The sequence below is a fragment of the Lysinibacillus sp. RU7 genome, from assembly GCF_057837305.1.
In genome coordinates this window covers 34,856-61,002 of record NZ_JBYQFK010000024.1, presented here as the reverse complement: position 1 = coordinate 61,002, position 26,147 = coordinate 34,856, and the positions used below count along the sequence as shown (strand labels likewise).

At 36.6% G+C, this 26,147-nt stretch carries 26 protein-coding genes and 2 pseudogenes; 23 read left to right on the top strand and 5 right to left on the bottom strand.

What is annotated here, in order from left to right; translation table 11 throughout:
- The first annotated feature begins 68 nt into the window (after positions 1-68).
- Positions 69-3,257, top strand: a complete 3,189-nt coding sequence (locus AC3II9_RS16445) for a DEAD/DEAH box helicase (protein ID WP_489157166.1) — start codon at positions 69-71, stop codon at positions 3,255-3,257.
- 112 nt (positions 3,258-3,369) lie between these two features.
- On the opposite strand, the gene AC3II9_RS16440 is transcribed toward AC3II9_RS16445, so the two are convergent.
- Together AC3II9_RS16440 and AC3II9_RS16435 are read right to left on the bottom strand one after the other, a co-directional pair.
- The gene (locus AC3II9_RS16440) at positions 3,370-3,750 is read right to left on the bottom strand and encodes a hypothetical protein (protein ID WP_489157164.1); all 381 of its coding nucleotides are present in this window, start codon (positions 3,748-3,750) and stop codon (positions 3,370-3,372) included.
- A gap of 269 nt (positions 3,751-4,019) precedes the next feature.
- Positions 4,020-4,232, bottom strand: a pseudogene (locus AC3II9_RS16435) (DUF6572 domain-containing protein); the annotation flags it as partial.
- Between the two features lie 473 nt (positions 4,233-4,705).
- On the opposite strand from AC3II9_RS16435, the gene AC3II9_RS16430 reads away from it, so the two are divergent.
- From AC3II9_RS16430 to AC3II9_RS16410, 5 genes are all read left to right on the top strand, one after another.
- Positions 4,706-5,002 carry a hypothetical protein gene (locus AC3II9_RS16430; protein WP_489157162.1) on the top strand — a complete coding sequence of 99 codons (297 nt, stop codon included), beginning with the start codon at positions 4,706-4,708 and terminating at the stop codon, positions 5,000-5,002.
- A 191-nt stretch (positions 5,003-5,193) separates the two neighbouring features.
- Positions 5,194-5,571 (top strand): GntR family transcriptional regulator, encoded by a 378-nt coding sequence (locus AC3II9_RS16425; RefSeq protein WP_489157160.1) that lies wholly within the window; start codon positions 5,194-5,196, stop codon positions 5,569-5,571.
- Positions 5,571-6,440: an ABC transporter ATP-binding protein gene (locus tag AC3II9_RS16420; protein WP_489157158.1), complete on the top strand. Its 870-nt coding sequence runs from the start codon at positions 5,571-5,573 to the stop codon at positions 6,438-6,440. The genes AC3II9_RS16425 and AC3II9_RS16420 overlap by 1 nt, the downstream gene beginning before the upstream one ends.
- The gene (locus tag AC3II9_RS16415) at positions 6,433-7,071 is read left to right on the top strand and encodes an ABC-2 transporter permease (protein ID WP_489157156.1); all 639 of its coding nucleotides are present in this window, start codon (positions 6,433-6,435) and stop codon (positions 7,069-7,071) included. The genes AC3II9_RS16420 and AC3II9_RS16415 overlap by 8 nt, the downstream gene beginning before the upstream one ends.
- A 14-nt stretch (positions 7,072-7,085) precedes the next feature.
- Positions 7,086-7,391, top strand: coding sequence for a YfzA family protein (locus AC3II9_RS16410; RefSeq protein ID WP_489157154.1), 306 nt, complete (start codon positions 7,086-7,088; stop codon positions 7,389-7,391).
- Between the two features lie 68 nt (positions 7,392-7,459).
- Here the strand turns inward: AC3II9_RS16410 and AC3II9_RS16405 are convergent, their stop codons facing one another.
- The 3 genes from AC3II9_RS16405 to AC3II9_RS16395 are packed head-to-tail and all read right to left on the bottom strand — an operon-like array spanning position 7,460 to position 9,907.
- Positions 7,460-8,290 carry a DUF4097 family beta strand repeat-containing protein gene (locus AC3II9_RS16405; RefSeq protein WP_489157152.1) on the bottom strand — a complete coding sequence of 277 codons (831 nt, stop codon included), beginning with the start codon at positions 8,288-8,290 and terminating at the stop codon, positions 7,460-7,462.
- A complete protein-coding gene (locus AC3II9_RS16400) occupies positions 8,290-8,994 on the bottom strand; it encodes an ABC transporter permease (protein ID WP_489157150.1) in 705 nt (234 codons plus the stop codon). Before AC3II9_RS16400 ends, AC3II9_RS16405 begins: the two co-directional genes overlap by 1 nt.
- Complete coding sequence (locus AC3II9_RS16395; RefSeq protein WP_489157148.1) at positions 8,987-9,907, bottom strand: ATP-binding cassette domain-containing protein; 921 nt, start codon at positions 9,905-9,907, stop codon at positions 8,987-8,989. The genes AC3II9_RS16400 and AC3II9_RS16395 overlap by 8 nt, the downstream gene beginning before the upstream one ends.
- 152 nt (positions 9,908-10,059) lie before the next feature.
- On the opposite strand from AC3II9_RS16395, the pseudogene AC3II9_RS16390 reads away from it, so the two are divergent.
- The 17 genes and pseudogenes from AC3II9_RS16390 to AC3II9_RS16310 all read left to right on the top strand — a co-directional run bounded on the left by AC3II9_RS16390 (position 10,060) and on the right by AC3II9_RS16310 (position 26,134).
- Positions 10,060-10,783 (top strand): annotated as a pseudogene (locus AC3II9_RS16390) (response regulator transcription factor).
- Positions 10,780-11,874 (top strand): sensor histidine kinase, encoded by a 1,095-nt coding sequence (locus tag AC3II9_RS16385; RefSeq protein ID WP_489157146.1) that lies wholly within the window; start codon positions 10,780-10,782, stop codon positions 11,872-11,874. The pseudogene AC3II9_RS16390 and the gene AC3II9_RS16385 overlap by 4 nt, the downstream one beginning before the upstream one ends.
- An 877-nt stretch (positions 11,875-12,751) precedes the next feature.
- Positions 12,752-13,696, top strand: a complete 945-nt coding sequence (locus tag AC3II9_RS16380; protein ID WP_489157145.1) for a ring-cleaving dioxygenase — start codon at positions 12,752-12,754, stop codon at positions 13,694-13,696.
- A gap of 359 nt (positions 13,697-14,055) precedes the next feature.
- Positions 14,056-15,417, top strand: a complete 1,362-nt coding sequence (locus AC3II9_RS16375; protein WP_489157144.1) for an AAA family ATPase — start codon at positions 14,056-14,058, stop codon at positions 15,415-15,417.
- Positions 15,410-16,471: a 5-methylcytosine restriction system specificity protein McrC gene (locus tag AC3II9_RS16370; protein WP_489157143.1), complete on the top strand. Its 1,062-nt coding sequence runs from the start codon at positions 15,410-15,412 to the stop codon at positions 16,469-16,471. Before AC3II9_RS16375 ends, AC3II9_RS16370 begins: the two co-directional genes overlap by 8 nt.
- A 371-nt stretch (positions 16,472-16,842) precedes the next feature.
- A complete protein-coding gene (locus tag AC3II9_RS16365; protein ID WP_489157141.1) occupies positions 16,843-17,595 on the top strand; it encodes an SDR family NAD(P)-dependent oxidoreductase in 753 nt (250 codons plus the stop codon).
- Positions 17,596-17,612: 17 nt separating this feature from the next.
- Entirely contained in the window at positions 17,613-18,038 is a 426-nt protein-coding gene (locus AC3II9_RS16360) for a MarR family winged helix-turn-helix transcriptional regulator (protein WP_489157139.1), read from the top strand.
- Between the two features lie 201 nt (positions 18,039-18,239).
- Positions 18,240-18,560, top strand: coding sequence for a bacillithiol system redox-active protein YtxJ (gene ytxJ / locus AC3II9_RS16355; protein WP_489157138.1), 321 nt, complete (start codon positions 18,240-18,242; stop codon positions 18,558-18,560).
- Positions 18,561-18,691: 131 nt separating this feature from the next.
- On the top strand, positions 18,692-18,949 hold the full coding sequence (locus AC3II9_RS16350) for a hypothetical protein (protein WP_489157136.1): 258 nt from the start codon (positions 18,692-18,694) through the stop codon (positions 18,947-18,949).
- A 145-nt stretch (positions 18,950-19,094) separates the two neighbouring features.
- On the top strand, positions 19,095-19,814 hold the full coding sequence (locus tag AC3II9_RS16345) for a cytochrome c biogenesis protein CcdA (RefSeq protein ID WP_489157134.1): 720 nt from the start codon (positions 19,095-19,097) through the stop codon (positions 19,812-19,814).
- A 15-nt stretch (positions 19,815-19,829) separates the two neighbouring features.
- Positions 19,830-20,363, top strand: a complete 534-nt coding sequence (locus tag AC3II9_RS16340; protein WP_489157132.1) for a redoxin family protein — start codon at positions 19,830-19,832, stop codon at positions 20,361-20,363.
- Between the two features lie 15 nt (positions 20,364-20,378).
- Positions 20,379-21,491, top strand: a complete 1,113-nt coding sequence (gene msrAB, locus AC3II9_RS16335; RefSeq protein ID WP_489157130.1) for a bifunctional peptide-methionine (S)-S-oxide reductase MsrA/peptide-methionine (R)-S-oxide reductase MsrB — start codon at positions 20,379-20,381, stop codon at positions 21,489-21,491.
- A 160-nt stretch (positions 21,492-21,651) separates the two neighbouring features.
- Complete coding sequence (locus AC3II9_RS16330; RefSeq protein WP_489157128.1) at positions 21,652-22,425, top strand: response regulator transcription factor; 774 nt, start codon at positions 21,652-21,654, stop codon at positions 22,423-22,425.
- The gene (locus tag AC3II9_RS16325; protein ID WP_489157126.1) at positions 22,422-24,152 is read left to right on the top strand and encodes a cache domain-containing sensor histidine kinase; all 1,731 of its coding nucleotides are present in this window, start codon (positions 22,422-22,424) and stop codon (positions 24,150-24,152) included. Before AC3II9_RS16330 ends, AC3II9_RS16325 begins: the two co-directional genes overlap by 4 nt.
- 113 nt (positions 24,153-24,265) lie before the next feature.
- The gene (epsC, locus tag AC3II9_RS16320) at positions 24,266-25,207 is read left to right on the top strand and encodes a serine O-acetyltransferase EpsC (RefSeq protein WP_489157124.1); all 942 of its coding nucleotides are present in this window, start codon (positions 24,266-24,268) and stop codon (positions 25,205-25,207) included.
- A 19-nt stretch (positions 25,208-25,226) separates the two neighbouring features.
- On the top strand, positions 25,227-25,559 hold the full coding sequence (locus AC3II9_RS16315; protein ID WP_489157185.1) for a four-helix bundle copper-binding protein: 333 nt from the start codon (positions 25,227-25,229) through the stop codon (positions 25,557-25,559).
- Between the two features lie 134 nt (positions 25,560-25,693).
- On the top strand, positions 25,694-26,134 hold the full coding sequence (locus AC3II9_RS16310; RefSeq protein WP_489157122.1) for a cell wall hydrolase: 441 nt from the start codon (positions 25,694-25,696) through the stop codon (positions 26,132-26,134).
- The last annotated feature ends 13 nt before the right edge of the window (positions 26,135-26,147 follow it).

The following is a 26,147-nucleotide window of genomic DNA, read 5'->3' as shown; positions in this document are numbered from 1 at the left end:
GGCTATCTTAAGTACATGGTAAAATAGGCATTAGTAACGATCCATCTCCTAAGGAAGGGACTACATACATGGACATCAAAATCAATCATAAAATCATAAAAGAAATGTGCGGCACGGTCTCCTTCAAAAGAGGAGACGCTTATTATCGCGCAAATAAAGTAACCATTCACGACGATCACGTAGAACGATGTACAGCTACTGTGAAAGGTGCAGAAGACTTCCATGTCACAATTGAAAAAGATCCGCTTGGGCGTATTCAGACATCTTGTAGCTGTCCTACACTTGTGAATTTCAGTAAGAGCTGTCAGCATGTAGCGGCTGTTTTGCTGGCCATTGATGAACGGAAACGACAGGGGAGTACGCCGTCTGATGAGTCATCTGAACAATTACATATGCCCCAACTGTCAACGGGGATTATGACACTTTTTCAGGACGGACCAATACGAAAAAGCCGGCATCAGCTGCATTTTGAACAAAGACAAGTACTAGATGTTCACTTTACATTTAAGCCTTGCACAATCGGGAACGGGCAATACTTGTTTGGTGTAGAGCTATGTATCGGGCAAACGAAGATTACACATATTCGAGAGTTTCTACAACATGTTCAGTTAGGGAGACGTTGTACGTTATCGCCTACACTTATCTACGATCCCAATGAACATTGCTTTAACGATGAAATAGACGTGATGTTGCATCAACTCATTCAAATTGTCCAGGATGAAAAGGCTTTTTCTGACACTTTACCGAACGAGACAGTCTTACTAATTCCACCATCTGCTTGGAGAGGGCTTACTTCTTTACTTACACAAATGTCAGCCTTATTCATTGAACAGGAAGGACAAGCTACTCAGCCATTACGCATTGTAGATGGGGCTCCACCGTTACAATTTATAGTAGAAGAGATAAACGGCGAATATCAATTGACGATTCAAGGCTTCGAGCGAATGCGGCTTTTCAGTGCGTATGATACTGTATTAATCGATGGCTCCGTGTTTCAGTTAGACAGCGAGGATTGTGAGCGGTTAACAGAACTACAGCAAATGCTTATAACGCCTAATACAAATCATGTACTTATTCCACATGAACAACTGAAGATGTTTTTGAACAAAGTCGTACCGGGTTTGAGAAAAATCGGGCAAGTCAACTTGTCACAACAGTTAACAGAGGAAATGAGGAAAACACCACTTGTTGCTAAGCTTTACTTAGATCGCTTGAAAAATAGATTGCTAGCGGGACTAGAATTTCATTATGAACATGTGGTGATTCAACCGTTGGAAAGTGCCGAGCATCCAGTAGGTCCGATGTTGATTCGGGATTACAGAAAGGAACAGGAGATCCTTGACATCATGGAGGAAAGCGACTTTACGAAAACAGATGGCGGTTATTTCATGCAAAATGAAGAACTAGAATATGACTTTTTATATCATGTTCTTCCTAACCTTCAACCACTTGCGCAAATTTATGCGACAACGGCTGTTCGCAATCGGCTTGTTAAACACAATACCTTCCCTAAAATTGTCGTAAAGGTGAAGAAGGAACGAACCAATTGGTTGGAATTCAAATTTGAAATGGACGGTATTTCAGATCAACAAGTGAAGGAGATATTGCAGACACTGGAAGTAAAGAAAAAATATTATCGCCTACCGAATGACTCTTTGCTATCGCTTGAAACAAAGGAAATGGAGGAAATTCGCCGATTTTTACTAGCAGGACCAGTTCAAGATGACCATTATGAAGCCACTTTTAATATGCCGATAATCGAAAGCCTGAAATTTTTGGAGTTGATCGGTGACAGTCAAGTGTTTACACCAACCGAATCATTCCGCCAGTTTGTAGGTGAATTACTGCATCCAGAAACGTTGGATTTCGATGTACCACCAAGCTTAGCAGGCATTTTAAGAGACTATCAAAAGCAAGGATTTAAGTGGATGAAACAACTAGCGAGCTTCGGGTTTGGAGGTGTTTTAGCCGATGATATGGGACTAGGGAAAACGGTGCAAAGTATTGCGTTCATCGTGTCAGAACTAGATAACATACGAGCGAGTAAGCAGCCAGTGCTCATTGTGTGCCCGTCCTCGTTAATGTATAACTGGCTACATGAAATAATGCAATTTGCACCTGAGCTGCAAGCAATCGTTATCGATGGAGATCAAGCTGTTCGAAGAGAGCTACAACGTCATCTTGATGATATCGATGTGCTCATTACATCGTATCCGCTACTCCGCCGTGACATAGCATGGTATGAGCAGCAAACGTATCACACGGTGTTCTTTGATGAGGCACAAGCGTTTAAAAATCCGTTAACCCAAACGGCGCGAGCGGTCAAAAAGATAAAAGCGGATTATCGTTTTGGACTGACAGGAACACCTATAGAAAATAATCAGGAAGAGCTTTGGTCGATTTATCATGTCATTTTCCCGCAGCTATTCCAAGGACTAGAGGAATACAGTCATTTAACAAGGAAAGCAATAGCGCGGAGGGTACGACCATTTTTACTCCGTCGTCTAAAAGAAGAGGTGCTGACGGAGTTACCTGGCAAAAACGAAGCGCTTGAAATGTCAGAGCTACTACCTGAGCAAAAGCAACTGTATGCCGCCTTATTAGCCAAGCTTCGAGTCGATACATTGAAGCACCTCGACAAGGACACGTTTCGGAAAAATCGCATTCGTATTTTAGCCGGCTTAACGAGACTACGCCAAATTTGCTGTCACCCGAGTTTGTTTGTCGATGGCTATAAAGGAAGCTCCGCGAAATTTGAGCAGCTACTACAAATATTAGAGGAATCGAGGCTTTCCGGCAGAAGAGTGTTGATTTTCTCCCAATTTACGAAAATGCTGGAACTTATTGGGCGAGAGATGACGATGCGCGGTCAAGCATATTTCTATTTGGACGGTCAAACGCCTTCAGCGGAACGCGTTGAACTGTGCAATCGTTTTAATGCTGGAGAGCGGGATTTATTTTTGATTTCATTAAAAGCAGGGGGGACAGGGCTGAATTTAACGGGTGCCGATACGGTTATCCTTTATGATCTTTGGTGGAACCCCGCAGTAGAGGCACAAGCAGCGGATCGTGCCTATCGAATGGGCCAAAAAAACACCGTACAAGTCATTAAGCTCATCGCCCGCGGCACAATTGAAGAAAAAATGAACGAGCTCCAAGAAAAAAAGCGAAACCTTATTGCAGATATCATTGAATTTGATGAAAAGGTTTCTGGCGCTTTAACGGAAGAGGATATTCGGGAGATTTTGAGGGTTTAGACATCACAAAAGGACTTGCACATATGAGAAGCTGTTATATAGGCAAGTCCTGTCTTGATAGCTATATTAAAATTTATTTTAGGATAAAATGAAAGTGGCTCTTGTTTCTTAATTATTCATAAGCATACTTTGAACCAAGACCCCAATATGTATATTCATAATATTCAGGGTGTGCAATAAGAAGTTGAGAACTTTCAATCCATAATTTTAGTTTTTTTGATTTTGCCGTATGCTCAATCGTTTCTAGCAATTCGGATAGTTTTTTGATTTTTTTACTGTCTCCTCCCCGAACTGTATCTCCTGTGAAAACATATAAAGTACTAAAGAAAAAAGAAGTATGTTTGCAATGTTCGTCCTCAACAAATGTACAAATCATCGGTATATTTTCAAAATCATATATCGCGAGTTCCCAATCTTGCTCAGGTATCATTTCATCACTGTATACCCATTTCTTTATTTCTTCTTGTGTGGGATTCCAAGTATCTTTAAACATCATTTTGTACTCCTTTCACTTTCTATCCTTTTCTCAACTAATAAAAAACCTGCCTGTGCAGAAATTTTAGCATAGTAGATTATAGTTTGGAAGTTAAGTGGGGATTTTGTAACTATAAGGATGGTTAAGGGGAAGCATAACAAAAGGGCTTACGAATATGAGGTGTACTTATAATCATAAGCCCTGCATTAAAAAGCATGATGGTTATTGTTTTGATTTTTGAAAATAGTAATCGTATCCAATGGTAATAAATCAGTAACAACGTTCATTCAAATATTATTAACTTCTATTTTAATATTAAAAGGTGAGAGTTGTTTCGAAACAACTTCAATGAATCGCCAACCATTTTTTGAAGGTTTTTCCGAAAAAGAAATTTGAATAATAAATTCCTTATATTCATCTTCTCCATACATTTTGATATATTGCTCCCATTCAATAAATCCAAGATATGCATTGATTTTATCTTGGAGTAAATTTAAATGTTCATATTCATTGTTTCAATCAAGATGGTCTGTAATTAAAAAGATTATTTTATTATCATCGCTTTTCGCTATCGCGTCTATAAGATGTGTTTCTAAGATTGACATAAAGTGATAATTCACCTACTTTTCAAATTAACGGAAATTATAACATATTTAGAGCTTGACCTACAGCAGGGTAAAAGCATTCCTACGAGCAATTGTGAAGGCATAACAAAAGAACTTGTGTATTTGAAAAGTAATCATATAAGCAAGTCCTGTCTTAATACTATGTGTGTAAATACTTTATTTTTTCAATTACCATTTATGTCCACTTCATATATCCTTCAAATCTATACGAAACTTAAATTTAACACTAATGCAGCTAATTGTTAACTTGAAGTAGATAAAAAAGTAATTTTAGGCAGGGGAAAGTACATTAATGTCGAATATTCTTTCTTAAGGTTTCGACATGACCGACCAAAGGAGGAATTGGGATGGCAATGTACTTTTCAATGTATTGGCATTTTATTATTATGGCTATGCTTGTGATGATTTTTAGTGGTGTCATAGGTTTTCGTTTTCCACGCTTTCCGTTTTATATGGTCCCGATTGCTAGTGGAGTGATCGGTTATGTTTACAGTGTTTTGACGAATTTAGAAGAACTATTTTTTGTTTTTATTATTGCTAATGTTTACATATCATTAGTTCCAATCGTTTTAATTGAATGGGCAATGTATATGAGGAAAAAGGCAGATGAAATCGAAATGAATATGAGTTTGGTTCAAAAATAATGATAAAATTTTTAAGAAGAGCACCTATAAACGTTGATAAAACAACGTTTGTAGGTGTTTTTTGTTAGGGATTAATAACGGAATTAACATACCTGATACCAATTTAATTCCAAAAAAAGTTGTAAAAGGAATTCTTTTTGTGTATATTGTATATAAAGTATATATACAATATTTTAAGAAGAGGTATTTGCATGCAAATTATAATTTCAAATCATTCAAAGGAACCGATTTATGAACAAATCTATACTCAAATAAAAAAGCATATTTTGACGAATGAATTACAGGCGGGGCAGGGGCTTCCTTCTATGCGGCAGTTAGCGAAGGAGCTAGATGTCAGTGTTATTACGACAAAACGGGCCTATGAAGAACTAGAGAAGAATGGCTTTATTTATTCAGTTGTTGGGAAAGGCTCTTTTGTATCAGAGCAAAACAATGAAATGATCAAAGAACGAAAATTCAAAGTTATTGAAGAGCAATTAATGACGGCTATCCAAAACAGTAAAGAAATCGGGCTTAGCCTTACAGAATTACAGGAATTGCTTACGATGCTATATAGGGAGGAAGAATGATGGAAAACGTCATTGAATTACACCATGTGAATAAACAATTTGAAGGGTTTCAGCTAAAGGACTTTTCATTACATGTAAAAAAAGGGTTTGTAACTGGGTTTATCGGCGGAAATGGGGTCGGGAAATCGACAACGATTAAACTGATTATGAATTTATTGCAGCCCGATAGCGGGGCGATTTCAATTTTTGGCTTAGATTATAAGAAGCATGAAAAAGAAATCAAACAACGAATCGGTTTTGTCTTTGATGAAAATGTCTTTTATGAACACTTAACATTAATGGAAATGAAGCGAATTATAAAATCTGCCTATTCAAACTGGGATGACAACCTATTCAATCATTATGTAAAAGCATTTGAGCTGCCATTAAATAAAAAGATTAAAACATTTTCAAAAGGGATGATGATGAAAGCTTCCTTAACGATGGCCTTATCGCATCATGCCGAATTAATCATTATGGATGAACCCACTTCAGGCTTAGATCCCATTTTTCGAAGAGAGCTGTTAAACATTCTTCACGAATTAATGGAAGACGAAAATAAAACCATTTTCTTTTCGACTCATATTACGACGGATTTAGACCGAATTGCAGATTATATCACGTTTATTCATAATGGGGCACATGTGTTTACAAAGGAATTTCATCAAATCGAAGAGGAATATGCCATTGTGAAAGGTGGTACCGAGTTGTTAGATGTTGAAACAGAAAAGGAATTCCTCTCTATTCGAAAATCAAATCACGGCTTTGAAGCGTTGTCAGCAAATAGGAATCGAATCGAACATATTTTTGGAGAAATGGTTATGATCGAGAAGCCAACACTAGAAGATATTATGTTCTATACGAAGAAGGGGAGTGAACAGTATGTTTAATTTAATTCGGAAAGATATTATAGTTCAAAAAACTTCACTTATGATATTAGTTCCAGCTTTAATAGGGTATTTATTGATAAATATGTCATCTATCTGGCTAGGGGTTTTATTTAGCATCTCCATCATTATGAGTGCTTTTAGATCAGATGAAAAGTCTTCTATTAATAATCTTCTTAATTCTCTCCCTTACACAAGAAAAGAGATTGTTAGTTCAAAATATATTGGGGCATTAATTTTTACTTTCATCATTGTTTTTACTCTTTTTATTGGAAATTTAATCATTCATCAGGAAATGATTGATTGGAAAGAATTATTACTTGTTGTTAGCGTTGTTTTAATAATGGTTTCTTTTTCTTTTCCATTCTCCTATAAGTATACAAGTAAATTTTTGTTTACTGGAGCTCTCATCCTAGTTGTTGCGCTGATGGTTATTATTAATTTTATTCTTCCGAAATTTGGCTCAATGACAGAAGATAAAATGAACCTGAATGAAAAAGTTGAATGGTTTACGCAAACATTATTCAGTTTACAGGACGGGCAGCTGTATGCATTCATTGCAGCTACCGTAGTTATTTTATATGTTTGTTCATGGCTTCTTTCAATTCGTATTTATAGTAAAAAGGCGTTTTAGAAAGGGTGTTGAATGTGTTAGTGAATAAACAAAAAAATTCAGTTCCACTTTTAAAAAGAACATGGGTATCGCTCGTTAGTACATTTTTATTATCCCAGGTAATCTTCATTACATTTGAAGCAACTGGTTGGATGCCGAATTTACAAGATATTAAGGGCACGATATTTGGAAAAATTGCTGAATCTCCGTCCTTCATTAAGTGGTTTTCTTTTTATGAAACAGCACACTTTAATTTATTTACTGTCTTTTTTGCTGCCATACTTCTTTTTCTAGGAATAATAGGTGCAGTAAAAGGTGTTTTTCTACAAGCTAACGACTAGTTAAATCATTATTTAATGTGGGTGTCCAGAAAGTAAAAACTTTCAGAACACCCTTTCATTCCCTAATTCTATTTAATAACAATAAAGCCGTACTTTGTTTCTGCTGAAAGCGTGTTAGCTCCATCACCAATAATATGTGTTTTTTTATCGTATTTCGGTAATGTGATTTTAGTATCTTCACCAGCCATCATTAATTGAAGCGATGTAGGTGTTTTTTTATAGTGAATGTCAATATCACCTGAAGTACTTTTTACATGTACATTTGGCTGTTCCGTAGCCTCTGTCATTTTGATTTGGCCGTCCGTCGTTTGAATTGTATGCGTTAATCCTGTACTTTCTTTTATTGCAACATCGCCTGCACTTGTTGTAATCGATAAATTGTTAATAGCGCTCTTAGTAATGGTGACAGTGCCATCTTTCGTACGAAGTTCAGCATGTAAGATAGCTGTATTTTTTAGATTAACATTACCAGTAGACGTGTCCAATTGCACTGTATCCAGTGGCAAGTTTTGAATAGTAGCATCTCCATTTTCTGTGTTAAGTGTGAGTGCGTTATTTTGAGATTTTGGCAGTTGTACGATAATGGTTGGCGCTGAACGAAAGCGAATGTTTTCGAGCCAATTTGTTTTGCGTTTTTTCTCTGTAATAAATAGTCGGTTATTTTCTTCAGTAATTGTTAGCAGATCTTTTTTTAGTTCCTGTCCTAGTAGGTGTACATGTATTTTATCATCAGGTGAGTTGTTAATAGCGATACTTAACAGATCAAGTGTCACATCGATCTGTGGTATTGCTGTATACTCACCCATTGTGATTTTTTCCACAGGTTGTTGCTTCGTAAAAATTGTAATGATTACAATGATTGTTCCAAGTAATAGTGCAAATAACACTTTTTTCGTCATTATGTCACATCCTTTACATCAATATTGCGGAATGATAAATACGCAATACTAACACCGAGAAGTGCCAATAGGAATGGAATAATGATTGTATCGGTGAAGTTAAATGTAGTATCGACATCAGAAACGGTTCCATTAATTAAAAAGCCAATAATGGTAGCTGATGTAATCGTTGTCGCTGTTGATTTTTTTCGCATGCCGAAAAATAATGGAATTAAAGCGATTGCGCTCATCATGAATGCGTTAGTGATCGTTCCTGGCAAAGTTGCCAATAAATCCTGTACTGTTACGGTTCCTTCAAATAACTGAAGTGAGGGTTGCAGGAAGTATGTGATCATTTGTAATATCCAAATATTAGCGAATAAACTAACTGTGATAAATGAATAAGCAAGTACTAACTTAGCAAATAATAGTTTTTTACGATTTATAGGGTAGGTAAACAGCACTTGCATTGTTTTTGTACGAAACTCTGAAATGATAAGGCGAGATAAAATAACACTGCCGAAAATAATAAAGGTAATATTCGATAAAATATTTACCAATGACATAAATTCTTGAAATGAACTCATTGCCCCATCTACATCATTTTTTGCGTCTAGTGCAAGTAATACTACACAGCTATAAATACTAATCACACAGAAGAAAAAGCTTATAAAATAACGTCTGATATAATGCTTCTGCCATTCTAATTTGATTAAATTAAACATATTGGTTCCCTCCACTAATCAGATTTACAAAGTATTCTTCTAATGATTGATGGATTGTTTCGACTTCATCTACATCAATCCCGTGGAGTATGAGATGCTTCGTTAGTATGGATGGTTTTTCAACTATTTTTTGAATATGCAGCGTTGTAGCATTAATGATTTGAACGTTAGCATTAAATTTTTCTTCTAATAACTGTTTAGCTTTTGTTGGATCATTTACTATCATTTCAACCGTAGATTGCTGTTTTTCGCGTAGGGAACACATCGCAATTTCCTCAATTAATTCACCATGATTTAGTACACCAATTGTATCTGCGATTGATTCAATTTCTGAGACGATATGGCTAGAAATTAAAATCGTCATACCATATTGTTGTTTTAGCATAACAAGCAACTCTCTCACTTCTTTAATACCAATTGGGTCTAGCCCATTAATGGGTTCATCTAATATTAGAATTTTCGGTTTAGCAACAATGGAGCGTGCAATGGCTAGACGTTGGCGCATACCAAGAGAAAATTCCTTTACCTTTTTCGTTCCGCTTTTTTGTAAACCTACAATATCTAACACCTTCTTTAAATGATGTTGGTCTTTGTAACCGATGTAATCACAATGGATTTGCAAGTTTCTATATGCGGTTAGTTCTTCATAAAAAATAGGATATTCAATCAGGCTACCAATGTTTTTTAAATATTCATATGAAGTCGTTGTAATGGATTGATGTTGAATTGTAATTTCACCTGATGTTGGCTTAATTAAATTTAATAGCATTTTCATAATCGTAGTTTTACCCGCCCCATTTGGTCCAAGAAAACCATAAATCTCTCCTTCTTTAATATTCATGCTTACTTTGTTAATGATAGATTGTCCTGTAAAACGTTTCGTTAATTGATGTGTTTGAATCATATAATTCATACTTAAACCTCTCCTTTAAATTGCTTAGTTATAGCGTAAAAGATGAAAGTAAAAATAAAGTAAAATGGCAGGAAAATGTACGTAATTTTTACTTAAAGTGTAGGTATTGGTGGAAAAACTTGTTAGGATAGATATAGAAGAGAGGGAATCATATGACAGATGATGCAAAAATTTTAATTGTAGATGATGAAGTGGGTATTTTAAAAATGCTCGAAATCACATTGCAAAAAGAGCATTTTACATATATTACAACCGCCACAACGAAAGCAGCGGCACTGCAAGCTTTAACAGAGAAAAATTTCGATATTATTCTATTGGATGTCATGTTACCGGATGGTGATGGCTTTGCATTATGTTCAGCTATTCGTCAGCAAACGGTAGCACCCATATTATTTATTAGTGCCCGTTCTAGTGATTTCGATAAATTAACAGGACTGAGTGTAGGAGGAGACGATTATATTACAAAACCATTTAATCCACTTGAAGTTGTAGCAAGAATACGTGCCATTTTACGTCGACAGCGGGAGTACGAAAAAAAAGGTGATACAATCTGACATGAAAAACTATGTATATAACACGTTTACATTTACACCAGATGAGGCTTTATTAACTGTAGATGGGGAAGTCGTTCAAGCTACAGCAAAAGAGTTAGAATTACTTCGTTTCTTTTGTGAAAATCCCAATCGAGTATTTACTACCACACAAATTTATGAACGTGTATGGGGAGAAGATGTGTTTGGTGAGGAAAAAACTGTAACCATTCATATTGCAAAGTTACGTAAAAAGCTGGGCGATAATACTAGAAATCCAAATGTGATCGTGAATTTACGAGGTATTGGTTATAAATTCATTCCATCGATAGGTGATGCTAAATGAAAATTCAACAACGCTTTGTTCTACATTTATTACTCGGATTTGTCATTTGGTTATTACTTTTAGCAGTTACAGTGCCATTCGTCATGGAAGGGATTTTACCGAAACTAGGGCTTGGTGATGAAAGCTATGAATGGTTCGTCATGATTGTTATGGGGTTTGATACAGTATTGTGTATCATCTGGTTTGGTTGGTATTTTGCCAGCCCCTTGTTACTTATTATGAAATGGATTGATCAATTAGCAAATGAAGATTTTTCTTCATTTAAAGAGAGGGAAAAAATTTATACGCGTAAACAAAAATTGAAAATGCGCTTTCGTTTATATCAAGAAGTCATCAGGCAACTTGATCATATGCAGGATCAATTGCAAAAAGCAAAGGTCGAGCGGACTCAACTAGAGAAAGTAAAGCGGGAATGGATTGCTGGCATTTCACATGATTTGAAAACACCCTTAACATATATTAAAGGTTATTCTAAATTGTTATTAAACACGGATTATCATTGGTCAAAAGAGGAGCAGCGCGGTTTCATTCAAGAAATCGATGATAAGGGGACACATATGGAGCAACTTGTACAAGACTTGAATTTATCAATGCATTTCGACGGCTCACAGTCAGTACCTATTCATAAAACAACACAAAATATGATATCGTTCGTCCAACAAGTTTTGGCCGATATTAGCAGTGACTTACGTGCACAAAAGCACCACTTTGAATTGCAAACAGAAATGAACGAGTTAGCTATAAAGTTTGACCCACAATTGTTAAAACGAGCACTGCAAAACATTTATATGAACGCAGTCATTCATAATGAAGCGCCTGTTATGATTACAACGATAGTAGAAAAAAAACAAGATAAGTTAACGATAAGCATTCAAGATAATGGAATAGGTATGACAGAGGAAACACAACAAAATTTGTTTAATCGGTATTATCGGGGGACGACAACAGAACAAAAATCTGAAGGGACAGGATTAGGGATGGCGATTGTCAAAAGTTTAGTTGAAGCGCATGAGGGGGTTATCACAGTAGAGAGTGAACTACAAAAGGGAACCAAATTTATACTGACACTACCTTTTGAAAAAGACTGTTGAGTAGGCATACCATTTTAAGTAGAGATAACAAAATGGAATTCCCCATTTTATAAACCGTGATTTTGTCATTTATCAAAATTCATATACGACTTAAAAATAAATAAGTGTCGTGGAGATTTGACGCTTATTTGCAAATAAGTTGTATATCAAAATCGTTCATTTGCATAAAATACGATTTAAAAAATCACCCTTCATTTTTTAAGCAGCTAATAAAGGGGGAGGGGTAGGCATTTCTCTAGTATATTTATTCGCGATAAGCTAAATGAAATGCAAAGCAACAGGTTTCATCTTTTCAATTACTAGCTGATTTACAACGATTTTTGGAATGAATTGTAGGGTTTAAGTGAAGAAAATGGTGAAATAAGCGTCATTTTAGTATTCTGTTAAATCACCATTGTCGCTTATTTATGTTCATTTTGATACAAAAAGGGTAAATTTCATGAGCAAAACCGACGATCTACATATAAATTTCAGCATAAAAATAGTGGATGATCCCTGCTTCAATACGTCGAAAATCAAATAAATTACACACATAACACGCATCGCTTTCGATCAGTTGACATGTAAAATGCTGCGTGTTATATTTCAATTAACAAATATCTCGAATTCGAGATATTTTCAAATCATATAAATAGGAGTGTGCTTAAGATGATGGAATTACTCAATCAAATGAATACATTCGTAATAAGAAATAAGGCAGCCAACTTAACGCCTACTAAATCATATAAGTGAAATTCATTACGCCAACAATACTTGGGCAAATTCATGGTCAAGTGTTAGCTAATAGTAGATGAATTTGGACAGGATGTAACACCAGAGAAAATTAAACAATATAAAAGCAATCCGTTTTATTTCTAAACTGAAGGAGGCAATTCGCATGAATATTAACGGACATCACCATATTTCCATGATTACGAAAGACGCAAAGCGGAATAACGCATTTTATACAAACGTATTAGGGTTACGTCGGGTGAATATGACGGTAAATCAAGACTCACCCAATATGTATCATCTATTTTTCGGGGACCGAACAGGGGCACCAGGAACAGAATTAACGTTTTTTGAAATTCCAAATGTGGGTCAAACACATAAAGGGACAAATAGCATTTCGCGTATTGGCTTATTTGTACCGTCAGTCGAGAGCTTGGCTTATTGGAAAGAGCGCTTCACCCAGTTCGGTGTTGCGTTTCATGCAGAAGTAACGGAATATGCGAATAAAGCGGCACTTCATTTCCGAGATCACGAAATGCTTGAGATGGTGTTACTTGTTGTACCGGAAAATACAGTGCTGCCAGCTCACTGGGAAGCTTGGGAGAAAAGTGACGTTCCGAAAGAGCATCGCATTTTAGGCATGGCCAGTGTGGAGTTAAAGGTGCGCAATCCGAAAGCAACGGTGGAAGTACTACAAGAACTTTTCGGCTATGAAGTAGTGGAGCAAAAAGACAGTCAAACGATTATTCAAACGGAAGCAGGCGGGGTATTTAGCGAGCTTGTGTTGATAGAAGAGGATGGTCCAGCTGAAAAGCCTGGAAGAGGAAGTGTGCACCACGTAGCGATTCGTGTGGAAAATGTGGCGCAACTAAAGCGTTTCGATGAGTTGCTAAAGGCGCGCGGCGTAACCACTTCAAACGTAGTTGATCGCCATTACTTCGAAAGTGTATACTTCCGTGATGCAAACAATATTTTATTTGAACTCGCGACAGATGAACCAGGCTTTACGATTGCCGGGGATATCGAGACGTTAGGTGAAAAGCTACATTTACCGCCAAAGTTTGAGCATCGTAGAGAAGAGATTGAAGCGATGTTAACACCATTAGATTAATCAGTAAACGGCATATGCTCGGGTTTTCCTTGAGTGTATGCCGTATTTTATTTGGAATACCACTTTCGCATTTGTTGTCTACCTATTTTGATATTAAATGCATTATAATGGTAAATGTTAGGGTTGCTGATAGGTGGATTTACAAACCTTTTTTCATGAAAGAATATCAGTTAATGGAAAGCTCTGCAAAAGATTATGTTGGGGGAATAAACAGAGTTTTAAATATACAAATTTTCAATGGTCAAAATGAAATGACACCATCATGTGTACAAGCAATTGAAATGAATGTCCAAAATTCAGCAAATCATTATAAATTAGCAATAAAATGTTTTATCGAATGTCAAAGGAGAGGATAAGGAATGACAAAAATAAACTATGCTTGGTTTGTAGGGGCACAACATGCGGGAGAAGATTTAGTCGATGAGTTTGTTGAGAATGGCTATTGGATGAATGGTTATGATGACAAATATTTTGAAGAAGTGAAATCCATTAAAGTAGGAGATCGTATTGTCATTAAATCGACGTACTCTCGAAGAAAGGGGTTGCCATTTAATAATAATGGCAGAACAGTGTCTGTATTAGGCATTAAAGTAAGTGGAACTGTTACAAAAAATTATATGGATGGCAAACGTGTAGATGTTGATTGGGAGCCGATGGGAGACATACGTGAATGGTATATTTTTTCTCTTTGGAATACGATTCAAAAAATCGAAGCTTCAAAAGAATGGATATATGATGAATTACTACAATTTACATTTAACAACAAGCCTCAAGATTTCGATCGTTTTTTAAAAGATCCAAAGTATAAATCAAAGTTCGAACTAACAGAACCAAGTAACATTAAAAATCCTAAATCTGAGGTATCTTCTACTACATACAATATTGATCGCTTTCTAGAAGAGGTTTTTATAAGCTCCTTAGAAGCAAGTAAATTAGTTCGTTTATTAGAACGTAAGAAGAATATTATTTTACAGGGAGCGCCAGGTGTTGGAAAGACATTTATGGCTAAACGTTTAGCGTATTTATTAATGGGGTTTGCAGATTCTTCATGTGTTGAAATGGTGCAATTTCATCAAAGTTATTCTTATGAAGATTTTATGCAAGGGTACCGTCCAAGTGAGGATGGTTTTGAACTGGTAGAGGGACCGTTTATGCGATTTTGTAAAAAGGCTGCACAAGATGAAGACAATAAATATGTGTTCATTATTGATGAAATTAATCGCGGTAATTTAAGTAAAATTTTCGGTGAATTAATGATGTTAATAGAAGCCGATAAACGCGGTGAAAAGTTACAGCTCATATATGGGGATGAAACTTTTTATGTGCCAAAGAATGTTTATATTATCGGCATGATGAATACAGCAGACCGTAGCTTAGCAATAATTGATTATGCATTACGACGTCGCTTCGTATTTTATGATGTTCAACCCGCTTTCCATTTAGAAGCATTTGCAAAACATTTAGCAAAACAAGAGGCTGATGATCAGCTGATTGAGCATATCGTGAGTAAACTTCAGCGCCTAAATGAGAAAATTAAAGCAGATCCACAATTAGGAAAGGGTTTTTGTATCGGACATAGCTATTTCAGTCATTATGACGGAAGTGAAGAATGGTTCCAAGAAATTGTTGAATACGAAATTGAGCCTTTACTAGAAGAGTACTGGTTTGACCATGAAGAAAATGTTCAAAGTGCTATTAAGGAGTTACTCACAAATGACTGATGCTATGATACGTAAAATTCCAATTAAAAATGTATATCATATGTTGGCATTTGTTTGGGATATTCCGCTATCATTACAGCAAAAGCAACTCTCTACTGAGTCATTTGAAGATATGGAAAATTTACTTGCTTCAATTTTTGAGCAACATGTCTCAACGCTATTGAAGCGTGGGCTTGCAAAACAATATATTGAAGTGAAAGAAGCGAAACAGCTATTAAAAGGAAAATTGCTAATATCCGATTCAGTGAAAGAGCAAGTCATGCGTAAAAAACAGATGATATGTCAATATGACGAATTAACAGATGATATCATCATCAACCAAATTGTTAAAACGACATTGTATGCATTGTTACGCTTTCCTACGATTTCGGATGAACTCCGTCAGCGTTTAATGATGTTACGTCCGTATTTCCAGCATATTCAGTTCATTGAATTTAGCGATAAACTATTTGCAAAACTGACGCTTTCGCGACAAGTACGACATTATGCACTGTTACTAAATATTGCACAACTCATATATGAACATCGAATTGCGAATGAGCAGCAAGGGATAGCGACATTTCAATCCATCATGGATGATATGAAATTTAATAAGCTATTCGAAAAATTTTTGCTGAAATATTACAAAAAACGTTTAGCACCGGATTATAAAGTATATAGTCCGAAAATTCATTGGCAATTAGGTGGTAAAGAAGTCAATAGCGATTTAGCTTACTTGCCTGAGATGCAAACAGATCTAGTTATCGAGCAATTAACAAAACAGCTTATTATTGATGCAAAGTTTTATGAAAATACATTGACGAAAAATCAATATGGACAAGAGCGTTTATATAGCGCTAATTTATATCAATTATTTGCGTATATGAATAACAGCACTTTTGTTGGGACAGTAGAGGGTATGCTTATTTATCCAACAATTAAACAACATTTGGATTTACAATATGAAATTATGAATAAGAGAATTCGCATTTGTACTATAGATTTAAACGAAGATTGGATAAATATTGAAGCAAGATTACAAGAGATAATCACACCATTTATAGCTTTAGCATAGTCTATAAAATTTTATGGTAAATAATAAACATTACTATACTATGAAAAGCTACATTTACCATCTACATTTGAACATCGTAGAGAAGAGATTGAAGCGATGTTAACACCATTAGATTAATCAATAAACGGCATATACTCGGGTTTTCCTTGAGTGTATGCCGTATTTTATTGAAGATAGTATTTTGCATTGATAAGTCGAAATCACCGACTATGTAATGTCTTCAATTGTTGAGGTTTAGTTTGATTGAAACAGGAACTATCACCTGTAAGAGGAAAGATAATATATAATTTTATCAATTTTCTGAACAGTTTACTTGTGAACTATATGGCGTTATAATGAAGTCGAATAAATGGAAAAGAGGCGATTTTATAATGCGATTACAAGATAAAGTTGTTATTATTACGGGTGGTGCTGGTGGTATCGCAACAGGTATGGCGATGGCAATGGCAAAAGAGGGCGCTATTCTTGCGTTAGTAGATATTAATGAAGAAGCAGGTCAAAAAGTGTTAGCAAAAGTACACGAATATTCACCACAATCCATTTACTTCAACGGTGACTTATTTGATGTAGCAAGCTTACCAAATATCGTAACTACTGTTGTAGAAAAGTTTGGTAAACTAGATGTGTTAGTGAACAATGCACATGCATCTACACAAAAACCGTTTGAAGAGTTGACACAAGAAGACTTCGATTTATCATTTGGTACTGGTTTCTACCCAACTTTCTACTTAATGAAAGCAGCATTACCGTACTTAAAAGAAACACAAGGCTCCATTATTAACTTTGCATCTGGCGCTGGTTTAGCTGGACAACCTACACAAGGAGCATACGCCGCTGCGAAAGAAGCCATTCGCGGTATTACACGTGTTGCGGCAAATGAATGGGGCAAGTATAATATCAATATCAACTTAATCAGCCCAATCGCGAAAAGTCCTGGGGTAGAAGCATGGGCTAAGCAGTTCCCTGAAATGTATCAGGATAGCTTATCTCGCATTCCACTTGGTCGATGGGGTGAGCCAGAAGAGGATATCGGTCGTGTAGCGGTTTTCCTTGCTTCAGAAGATGCTCGCTATATTACAGGACAAACAATTATGGTTGATGGTGGTTCAGTTCAACTACGTTAAGATCGAGGGATATCATAATGAAGAAGCCAAGTATTTACGAATTAGTTAATATGGTCGAGCAGGTAAACAATGCGAGTATTATTCAATATACTGATAGCTTATCAAAACCAATTGGAATATCGTCTATCATCGTGCTAAGCGAAATAAAGAAGCAAAAAAAATGCCAGCCAATCCAATTAGCTAATAAATTGGGGTACTCAAAAAGCAGCATTACCGCTATTTCGAATAAGCTACTACAAGCGGGCTATATTACAAGCATTGCCGATCCACACGACCGTCGAAGTATCTCCTTTGAGGTTACAAACGAAGGTATCGCTATATTAAAAGAAGCCGAAATGCTTGGGCAAAAATATTATGAAACGATTTATTCCGTTTTGACAGAAGAAGAGCTTTCTCAATATATAAGTATCCAAAGAAAGCTACTGTATCATCTGAAAAATTAAAACAAACATAAATAAGCTCCCTCACTTGCCATATCATCTGTTGTAAGTAGGGGAGCTTTGTTTTGATAATAAACCGTATAGATATGATTATGAATGCCTCAGGATATCAATATAATCAAACAACAAATTGGAAAAATTCTCTTTTAACGATTAAAATGAGTTGAGAATGGTTTGAAAGTGTGTAGAAGGAGGAACGATGAAGTGAATTATAAAGAAATTATAGATATCGATGAGTGGCAACAGATTTTAGCGACATCCAATGAACACCCGGTTGTTGTATTTAAGCATAGTACGACATGCCCAATTAGCGCGGCAGCCTACCGTGAGTTTACATCGGTCGAGTTAGCGGATGCCTATTTAGTAAAGGTGATTGAGCACCGGGATGTTTCCAATGAAATCGCTAAGGATTTACAAGTACAACATGCATCACCGCAAGCGATTGTTATTCAAAACGGTCAAGCAACTTGGCAAGCGACACATTATAAAATTACAGCGAATGCGTTAAAAGAAGCATTGGTGTAAATAGTGCAATCCATTTAGAGGTCTGTTAGATTCATTTCTAGCAGGCTTTTTTGTATGGTGTGTGTTCAGTTAAAATTTTTATCGTTATATATAAATCATCTTAAAACTGTCGACATTGAACGATTAAAAGAATGTGGTACGAGCAAAACCTTGCCGTATCCGAGCAAAAGCTCCGGGTAAACGGTCAAAAAGCTACGGTATCCGAGCAAAAAGCCGTTGCATCCGGTCAAAACAACCGGTACGAGCAAAACCTTGCCGTATCCGAGCAAAAGCTCCGGGTAAACGGTCAAAAAGCTCCGGTATCCGAGCAAAAAGCCGTTGCATCCGGTCAAAACAACCGGTGCGAGCAAAACATCGCTGTATCCAGTCAAAAGCTTCATAACATGTAGGCTGATTTTTAAAGTCAATCGTTATGCTGGAACATTAAAATGCACTTATATAGGATGATTTCTAAGAGTTATGTGAAATGATTCTATGTTCCTCGTTATTCATTTTTCTTACTATAACACTATACAAGAGAAAGGTGGTGCGCTTATGGTAGGTGAGCAGCTGTTATTTAGTACGGTTTTTATTGCGGGCATTCTCTCTTTTCTGTCGCCTTGTATTTTACCATTGTTGCCGGTTTATATATCTGTGCTGTCAACAAATGAAATCGGTACGTCTGATCGACATGTTGTGACGATTGGGAAATGGCGAGTGAATATATATTTGATTTTTAAGACGATGGTGTTTGTATTTGGTCTTTCGACGAGCTTTGTAATCCTAGGGTTTGGCGCGGGGCTTCTAGGTTCAGTCATTCAGACAGACTGGTTTCTCGTCGTTTGCGGTGCAGTTGTGGTGCTGCTTGGCTTACATCAAATAGGGGTATTCAAATTTGCCGTGCTTCATAAAGAGAATAAAGTCCAGCTAAAAAGAAGTAATAAACGCGATTTACTCGGCACCTATTTATTAGGGTTTACGTTTAGTATGGGCTGGACACCTTGCATTGGCCCAGTTCTAGGGGCAGTGTTAGGCTTATCCGCAAGTGAAGGGCATGCAGCATTTGGTGCATTAATGATGTTTATTTATGCACTTGGATTATTAATTCCTTTTTTACTTGTTGCTATTTTTTCAGACGTTCTATTACGACATCTAAAAAAACTCAATCAGCATGCAAATAAAATGAAAATTGCAGGCGGCGTCATCATTATTTTGATGGGCATTGTGCTGATGACGAATAACTTAAATTTATTATTAACGATTATTCCACAATAAGAGAGGAGCATGAGTTTGAACAATTTAAAAAAGATGATCGTGTTGTTAGCTGCTGTCTTGATGTTAGGGGCTTGCTCGGGCGAAACTAAAAATTCAAATAATACGGATAAGGTAGCTCAAAATGAAGGGAGTGAGGCACCGACTTTTGAATTAGTCGATGTCAACGGAAAAACGCATAATCTCGCAGATTACAAAGGGCAAAAAGTATATGTGAAATTTTGGGCTTCCTGGTGTTCCATTTGCTTAGCTGGCTTAGAAGAATTAAATACATTAGCTGGAGAAGAACAAGATTTTGTCGTATTAACGATCGTATCACCTGGCTTTAACAATGAAAAAAAGACTGATGCTTTTATTAAATGGTTCAGCGGTGTAGAAGAAGCATCGAATATAACAGTGCTATTAGATGAAGAGGGTACGGTTGCCAAACAGTTTGGCGTACGAGCATATCCTACATCGTCTTATATTGGCTCAGATGGTACACTCATTCAAACGTTACCGGGACATGTAAGCAATGAACATATTATTGAAACATTTAAAGGAATTGAATAGGGAGGGAAAGGACATATGAATATAAAATTAGTTGGGACTTTCATTGGGATTGTACTGTTGTTAGCAGCATGTTCCAATGTGACGTCAACATTAACAGGTAGTTTAAATCCTGTTCAAGCAGATTCTAAATATCCACCGAATCCAAACGTGAATTTAAGCTTTGATACAGATCAATTAGCCGAAATTTATTTAGCAGGTGGTTGCTTCTGGGGTGTAGAAGCATATATGGAGCGCGTTTATGGTGTATATGATGTAACGTCTGGTTATGCTAATGGCGATACAGAAAATCCAACATATGAAGATGTGATTCGAAAAAATACAGGTCACGCCGAAACGGTTCATGTACGCTATGATCCAGAGCGTGTTTCTTTAGAAAAGCTATTAACGCATTTCTTTGGTATTATTGACCCGACATTATTAAATCAACAAGGAAATGACCGTGGTACACAATACCGTACAGGTGTTTATTATACAAACGAAGCAGATAAAGTAGTGATTGATCAAATCATAGCGAAAGAGCAAGAGCGCTACGATGAACCAATCGTCACAGAGGTGGAGCCACTTCGTAACTTTACACTAGCAGAAGAGTACCACCAAGATTATCTTGAAAAAAATCCAAATGGCTATTGTCACGTAGAGTTTGATGCGTTGGAAAATCAAGAAATTCCATCACTGATTGATCCAGCACTTTATCCGAAGCCAAGTGATGAAGAGATTAAAAAGAAGTTAACGAAGGAACAATATGAAGTGACGCAAGGAAGTGATACAGAACGGGCTTTTTCTAATGAATACTGGGACTTGTTTGAGCCCGGTATTTATGTAGATGTTGTCACAGGGGAGCCGCTGTTTTCATCAGCCGATAAATACGATTCTATGTGTGGCTGGCCAAGCTTTACAAAGCCAATCGATCCAGCAGTCGTGCTTGAATTTGAAGATACGAGTTATAATATGGTGCGAACAGAAGTAAGAAGTCGTACAGGTGATAGCCATTTAGGGCATGTATTTAATGATGGGCCTAAAGATCGTGGTGGATTGCGCTATTGTATTAATAGTGCTTCGATTAAATTCATTCCGCAAGAGGAAATGGAAGCAGCTGGCTATGGCTATTTAATTCATCTAACAAAATAACGTCACATGCTGTAAAATGAATATAAGATTTCGAGGGGGTGTCCAGAAAGTAAAAGCTTTCAGAACACCCCCTTCATCATCATCCATTAAAAAGGTTCCGTCTCAATCTATCTTTTCAGACGGCCTCTTTGTTTTATTTTTCCAGAAAAAGGTGAATATCATGTATAAACTATTAGTCGTGGATGATGAACCGATCATCCTGAAAGGCATACGCTCATTTGTTGATTTTGAGGCGCTCTCGATTTCAGAAGTGTTCGAGGCGGCAAACGGAGAGGCGGCACTTGAACTTTTTAAACAGCATTTGCCTGATCTTGTTTTAGCCGATATTAATATGCCAAAAATGAATGGGCTTGATTTTTCGGTTGCCGCAAAAGCTATAAAACCAGATGTGAAAATCGCCATTATTACGGGTTATGATTATTTTGATTATGCGATAACGGCTTTAAAGGCTGGAATTGATGACTATGTATTAAAGCCGGTCTCGAAAAAAGATATTCAGGAAACCTTAAAAAGGCTAATTGAAAAGCGACAAGCATTACAAAATCAAACCGAAGTATCGCGCCTTGTTGGGGAGCTATTAAAAGATGCCCCAACACATGATGATACGGGCTATAAAGCCAAAATTCAAAAAGAATTGGAAGAAAATATTGCGAATATCGATTTTTCTTTAAGCTATTTAGCTAAACAGATGGCGTTAAGTAACTCATATTTGAGCGGTTTGTTTAAAACATTATTCGGTACGAATTTTCAGGATTATATGTTGAAAATTCGCCTAGACCGAGCGAAAATTTTATTGCTAAGTACGGATTTAAAAGTATATGAAATTGCTGCGGCGGTAGGCTTTGAAGATCCTAATTATTTTAGTGCTACATTCAAGAGGAAATGTCATGTTTCACCGAATCAGTTTAGAGAAAAAATGAGTGAATCAAGATGAAGAAGTTCACGATGATGAAAACATTACGGATGCAAATTGCCTTGCATTATTTAAAGGCAAGTGCGCTCATTTTATTATTAATCGGCTGTATTTTATATGTTAGTATGTCCTCTATTGTATTACGTGAAGCGACAGCCAACACGAAAGCAGCGGTTGAGCAAAGTGGTATGTACATTGAACTGTACATCGATCGTCTTAAAGCCGTCGCGGATTTGCTGGCGGAAAACCCACAACTTGTATCTTATTTTTCAAGTCCAGAGCGAGATGCCGCTGTAAAGGAAGATGTACTATCTACGATTCGGACAACGATGGCGACCGATCCATTTATTCAATCGGTTGTTATTGTAAGTAAAGACGGGGAAGTACTGTCCAATGAAACAGGGCTAATTATGAGTATGTCGAGCAATATGATGCAGGAACAGTGGTATGTAGCTGCAATGAATAGTGGTAGCAAACCGGTCTTGACATCTGCGCGGATGCAACAATTTTCAATGGATAAAGACAATTGGGTGATTTCCATTAGTCGTGAAATTACGAACAGTGCAGGCAAAAATATCGGTGTGCTCCTAATTGATATTCAATATACCGTAATTGAAGATTATTTAGCTGACTTGGATTTAGGAAAGAACGGATTTTCTTTCATTATGAATGACAGCGGGGAAGTCGTGTACCATAAAGATACGGTGTATTTTGAGGATGATACAAAACAGCAAGAGCTACAGCGTATTGTGAATGATCAAGCAGGGTATGACGCAGCACAAAATACATTGACGCACACATACAAGCTAAAAAATGCAGATTGGACATTTGTTGGTGTCTCTTCGCAAGACGCACTGTTAATGATGAAAAGGCAGTTACTCGAAATCTTTTTACTCGTAGGTGCAGTTCTATTTATTATTGCTACAGTAAGTGTGGCATTATTTGCTGGGCGCATTACAACGCCTTTCCAACGCTTAGAAAAGGCGATGCAAAATATTGAGCAAGGATTAAAAACAGTGCCAATTGATGAAAACGGTTGCTACGAAGCCCAAAGTTTAGCGAAGCATTTTAATTCGATGATTGTACAAATTGAAAAATTAATGCAGGAAATTACGGAAAAGGAACAGCATTTAAGAGCTTCTGAGATTAGTGCGCTGCATAGTCAAATAAACCCGCATTTCTTATACAATACGTTAGATACAATTATTTGGATGGCGGAGTTTAATGACAGTGAAAAGGTAATTGACATGACCAAAGCACTGGCGCAATTTTTCCGTTTATCGCTCAGCGGTGGGAACGATATGACAACGGTAGAAAATGAGTTAGATCATATCCGGCAGTATTTATTTATTCAAAAAGAACGTTACGGTGAGCAGTTGAATTATTCGATTGACTGTGAGGAAGCTTTACGGAATGTGCAAGTACCTAAACTGATTTTACAGCCCATTGTTGAAAATGCGCTTTACCATGGTATTCGAAGCATTGACCGTACAGGGTATATTTGGATTAGTGCTTCACAGAACGAGAACGATATAGAGCTGACAGTGCGAGATAATGGAGAAGGCTTTGATGTCAAACAATTGGATAAGGAACGCGGAGAAAAACAGATAAAGCTTGGCGGTGTAGGCATTAAAAATGTAGATGAGCGTATTAAACTGTATTACGGCTCTCCCTACGGCATCTTTATTGATTCACAAAAAGACAAAGGCACCACGGTCCGCATTAAAATGCCAATGTTGAGAAAGTAATGAATAGTTTATTTGACCCTCACAAGAAACTTTTTTGAAATGAGATTAGTATAAAAAGAAGGATTGAGTTAAAATAGCAATTATATAATAGAAAATTCGGGGAGAAAAAGACAATGAAATTAAATGAGTGGTTAAACACAGAAGTGCCGAATATCGCGCACGCGCTGAATGAAATCAATCAACAATATGTTGATATTGAAAATTCGATTGGTTTTTCAGGAAAAGATAAAATTTATAAAGTGCTTCATAAGTTCCAGGCCGTATTGTTTCCAGGGTTTTATAATTGTCAGCCGATTGATGAGACAAGATTGAATGTTGAAATTAGTAATAATTTAAGAGAAGCTGCGTTAGATTTACGCGATATCCTTGAAAAAGTAATGATTTATAACCAGAATATGACGGAATCTGTATACAGCGAAAAAGAGTGTAGAGAACAAGCGGATCATATTGTGATGACGCTGATTAATAAGCTGCCGACAATTCGTCAACTTATTCAAACTGATATTCAAGCTGCCTATAACGGGGATCCAGCTGCTGTTTCTACAGAAGAAATCTTATTAAGCTATCCGTCGATTATTGCGATGTGCATTCATCGTATTGCGCATGAGCTTTATAAATTAGATGTGAAAATTGTTCCACGCATTATGTCCGAATATACACATCAATTAACAGGGATTGATATTCATCCAGGTGCATCAATTGGGGAATCGTTCTTTATCGACCACGGAACAGGTGTCGTCATCGGTGAAACATGTACGATTGGGAAAAACGTCAAAATCTATCAAGGGGTTACATTGGGGGCGTTAAGTTTCCCGCTTGATGAAAATGGTAATCCGATTAAAGGGATTAAACGTCATCCGGACATTGAAGACAATGTCATTATTTACGCGGGCGCTACAATTTTAGGAGGAGAAACAAAGATTGGTCATGATTCCATTCTAGGTAGTAATATTTGGGTAACACATTCAATCCCACCATATTCAAGAGTGTATAATTCGCAGCCATCTCCTAAAATTAGCAATGGTCAAATGAAAACTAGCGATTCTAAAATGTAGTTTTTATTAATTAAAGGGGATTTTAAAATGTGTACACGCTTGCTATGAGTGTTTTAATGCATGTTTAAATGAACCCGATAAAGCATGGAAAAATTGTGTAAGCATACTTGTTGAATGCGCAATGTTGTGCGAGATGTCAGTATCAATGAATGGACAGTTTTCTAAAGAACATTGTGAGCTATGTGCAAAAGAGTGTGCGATGTTTAAAGATGATCAGTGTCCCAAATGTGCTGATATTTGCCGTATATGTGCGGAAGAATGCAGAAAAATGGCTACTATGTCATTTATTAAAAAGAAGAATGGCGAGGAAAAGTATTTAGTCTTTTTCCTCGTTATTTTTTTATGTATGTGAAGAATCGTACTGAAATAAGTACTAAAAAACAATGTCATACTGTCCATCTTACCGAAAAAGTGGCAAACATCCTTATTTCACAAACAATGGCACCAATATAGAATTTTTTTCATACTATATTTTGGGGTGAAAAAATGCCAAGAGTTAAATACCGAGAGGCAGACGTTGATTTAGTAGCAAGGATGATGCGAGCCGAAGCCGAGGGTGAAGGAAACCAAGGGATGTTATATGTTGGAAATGTAATTGTCAATCGTGCTGTAGCAGATTGTTTAGATTTTAAAGATGTCAGAACGATTGAAGATGTTATTTATCAGGTACAGGGAGGAAATTATTCTTTTGAAGCTGTTCAAAAGGGGAATTTATTTTACCAACGAGCGAGATCTTCCGAAAAAAAATTAGCAAAACAAGTTTTAGATTATTGGAGACAACATCCAGCAAAATTTGCCCTTTGGTATTTTAATCCATATGCTCCGTGTCCTCCAACATGGTACGGTCAACCGCTTACCGGTCAATTTAAAAATCATTGTTTTTACGAACCATTAGCTGGCACATGTGAAAGTGTTTATATGGATTAGGCTATTATAATTT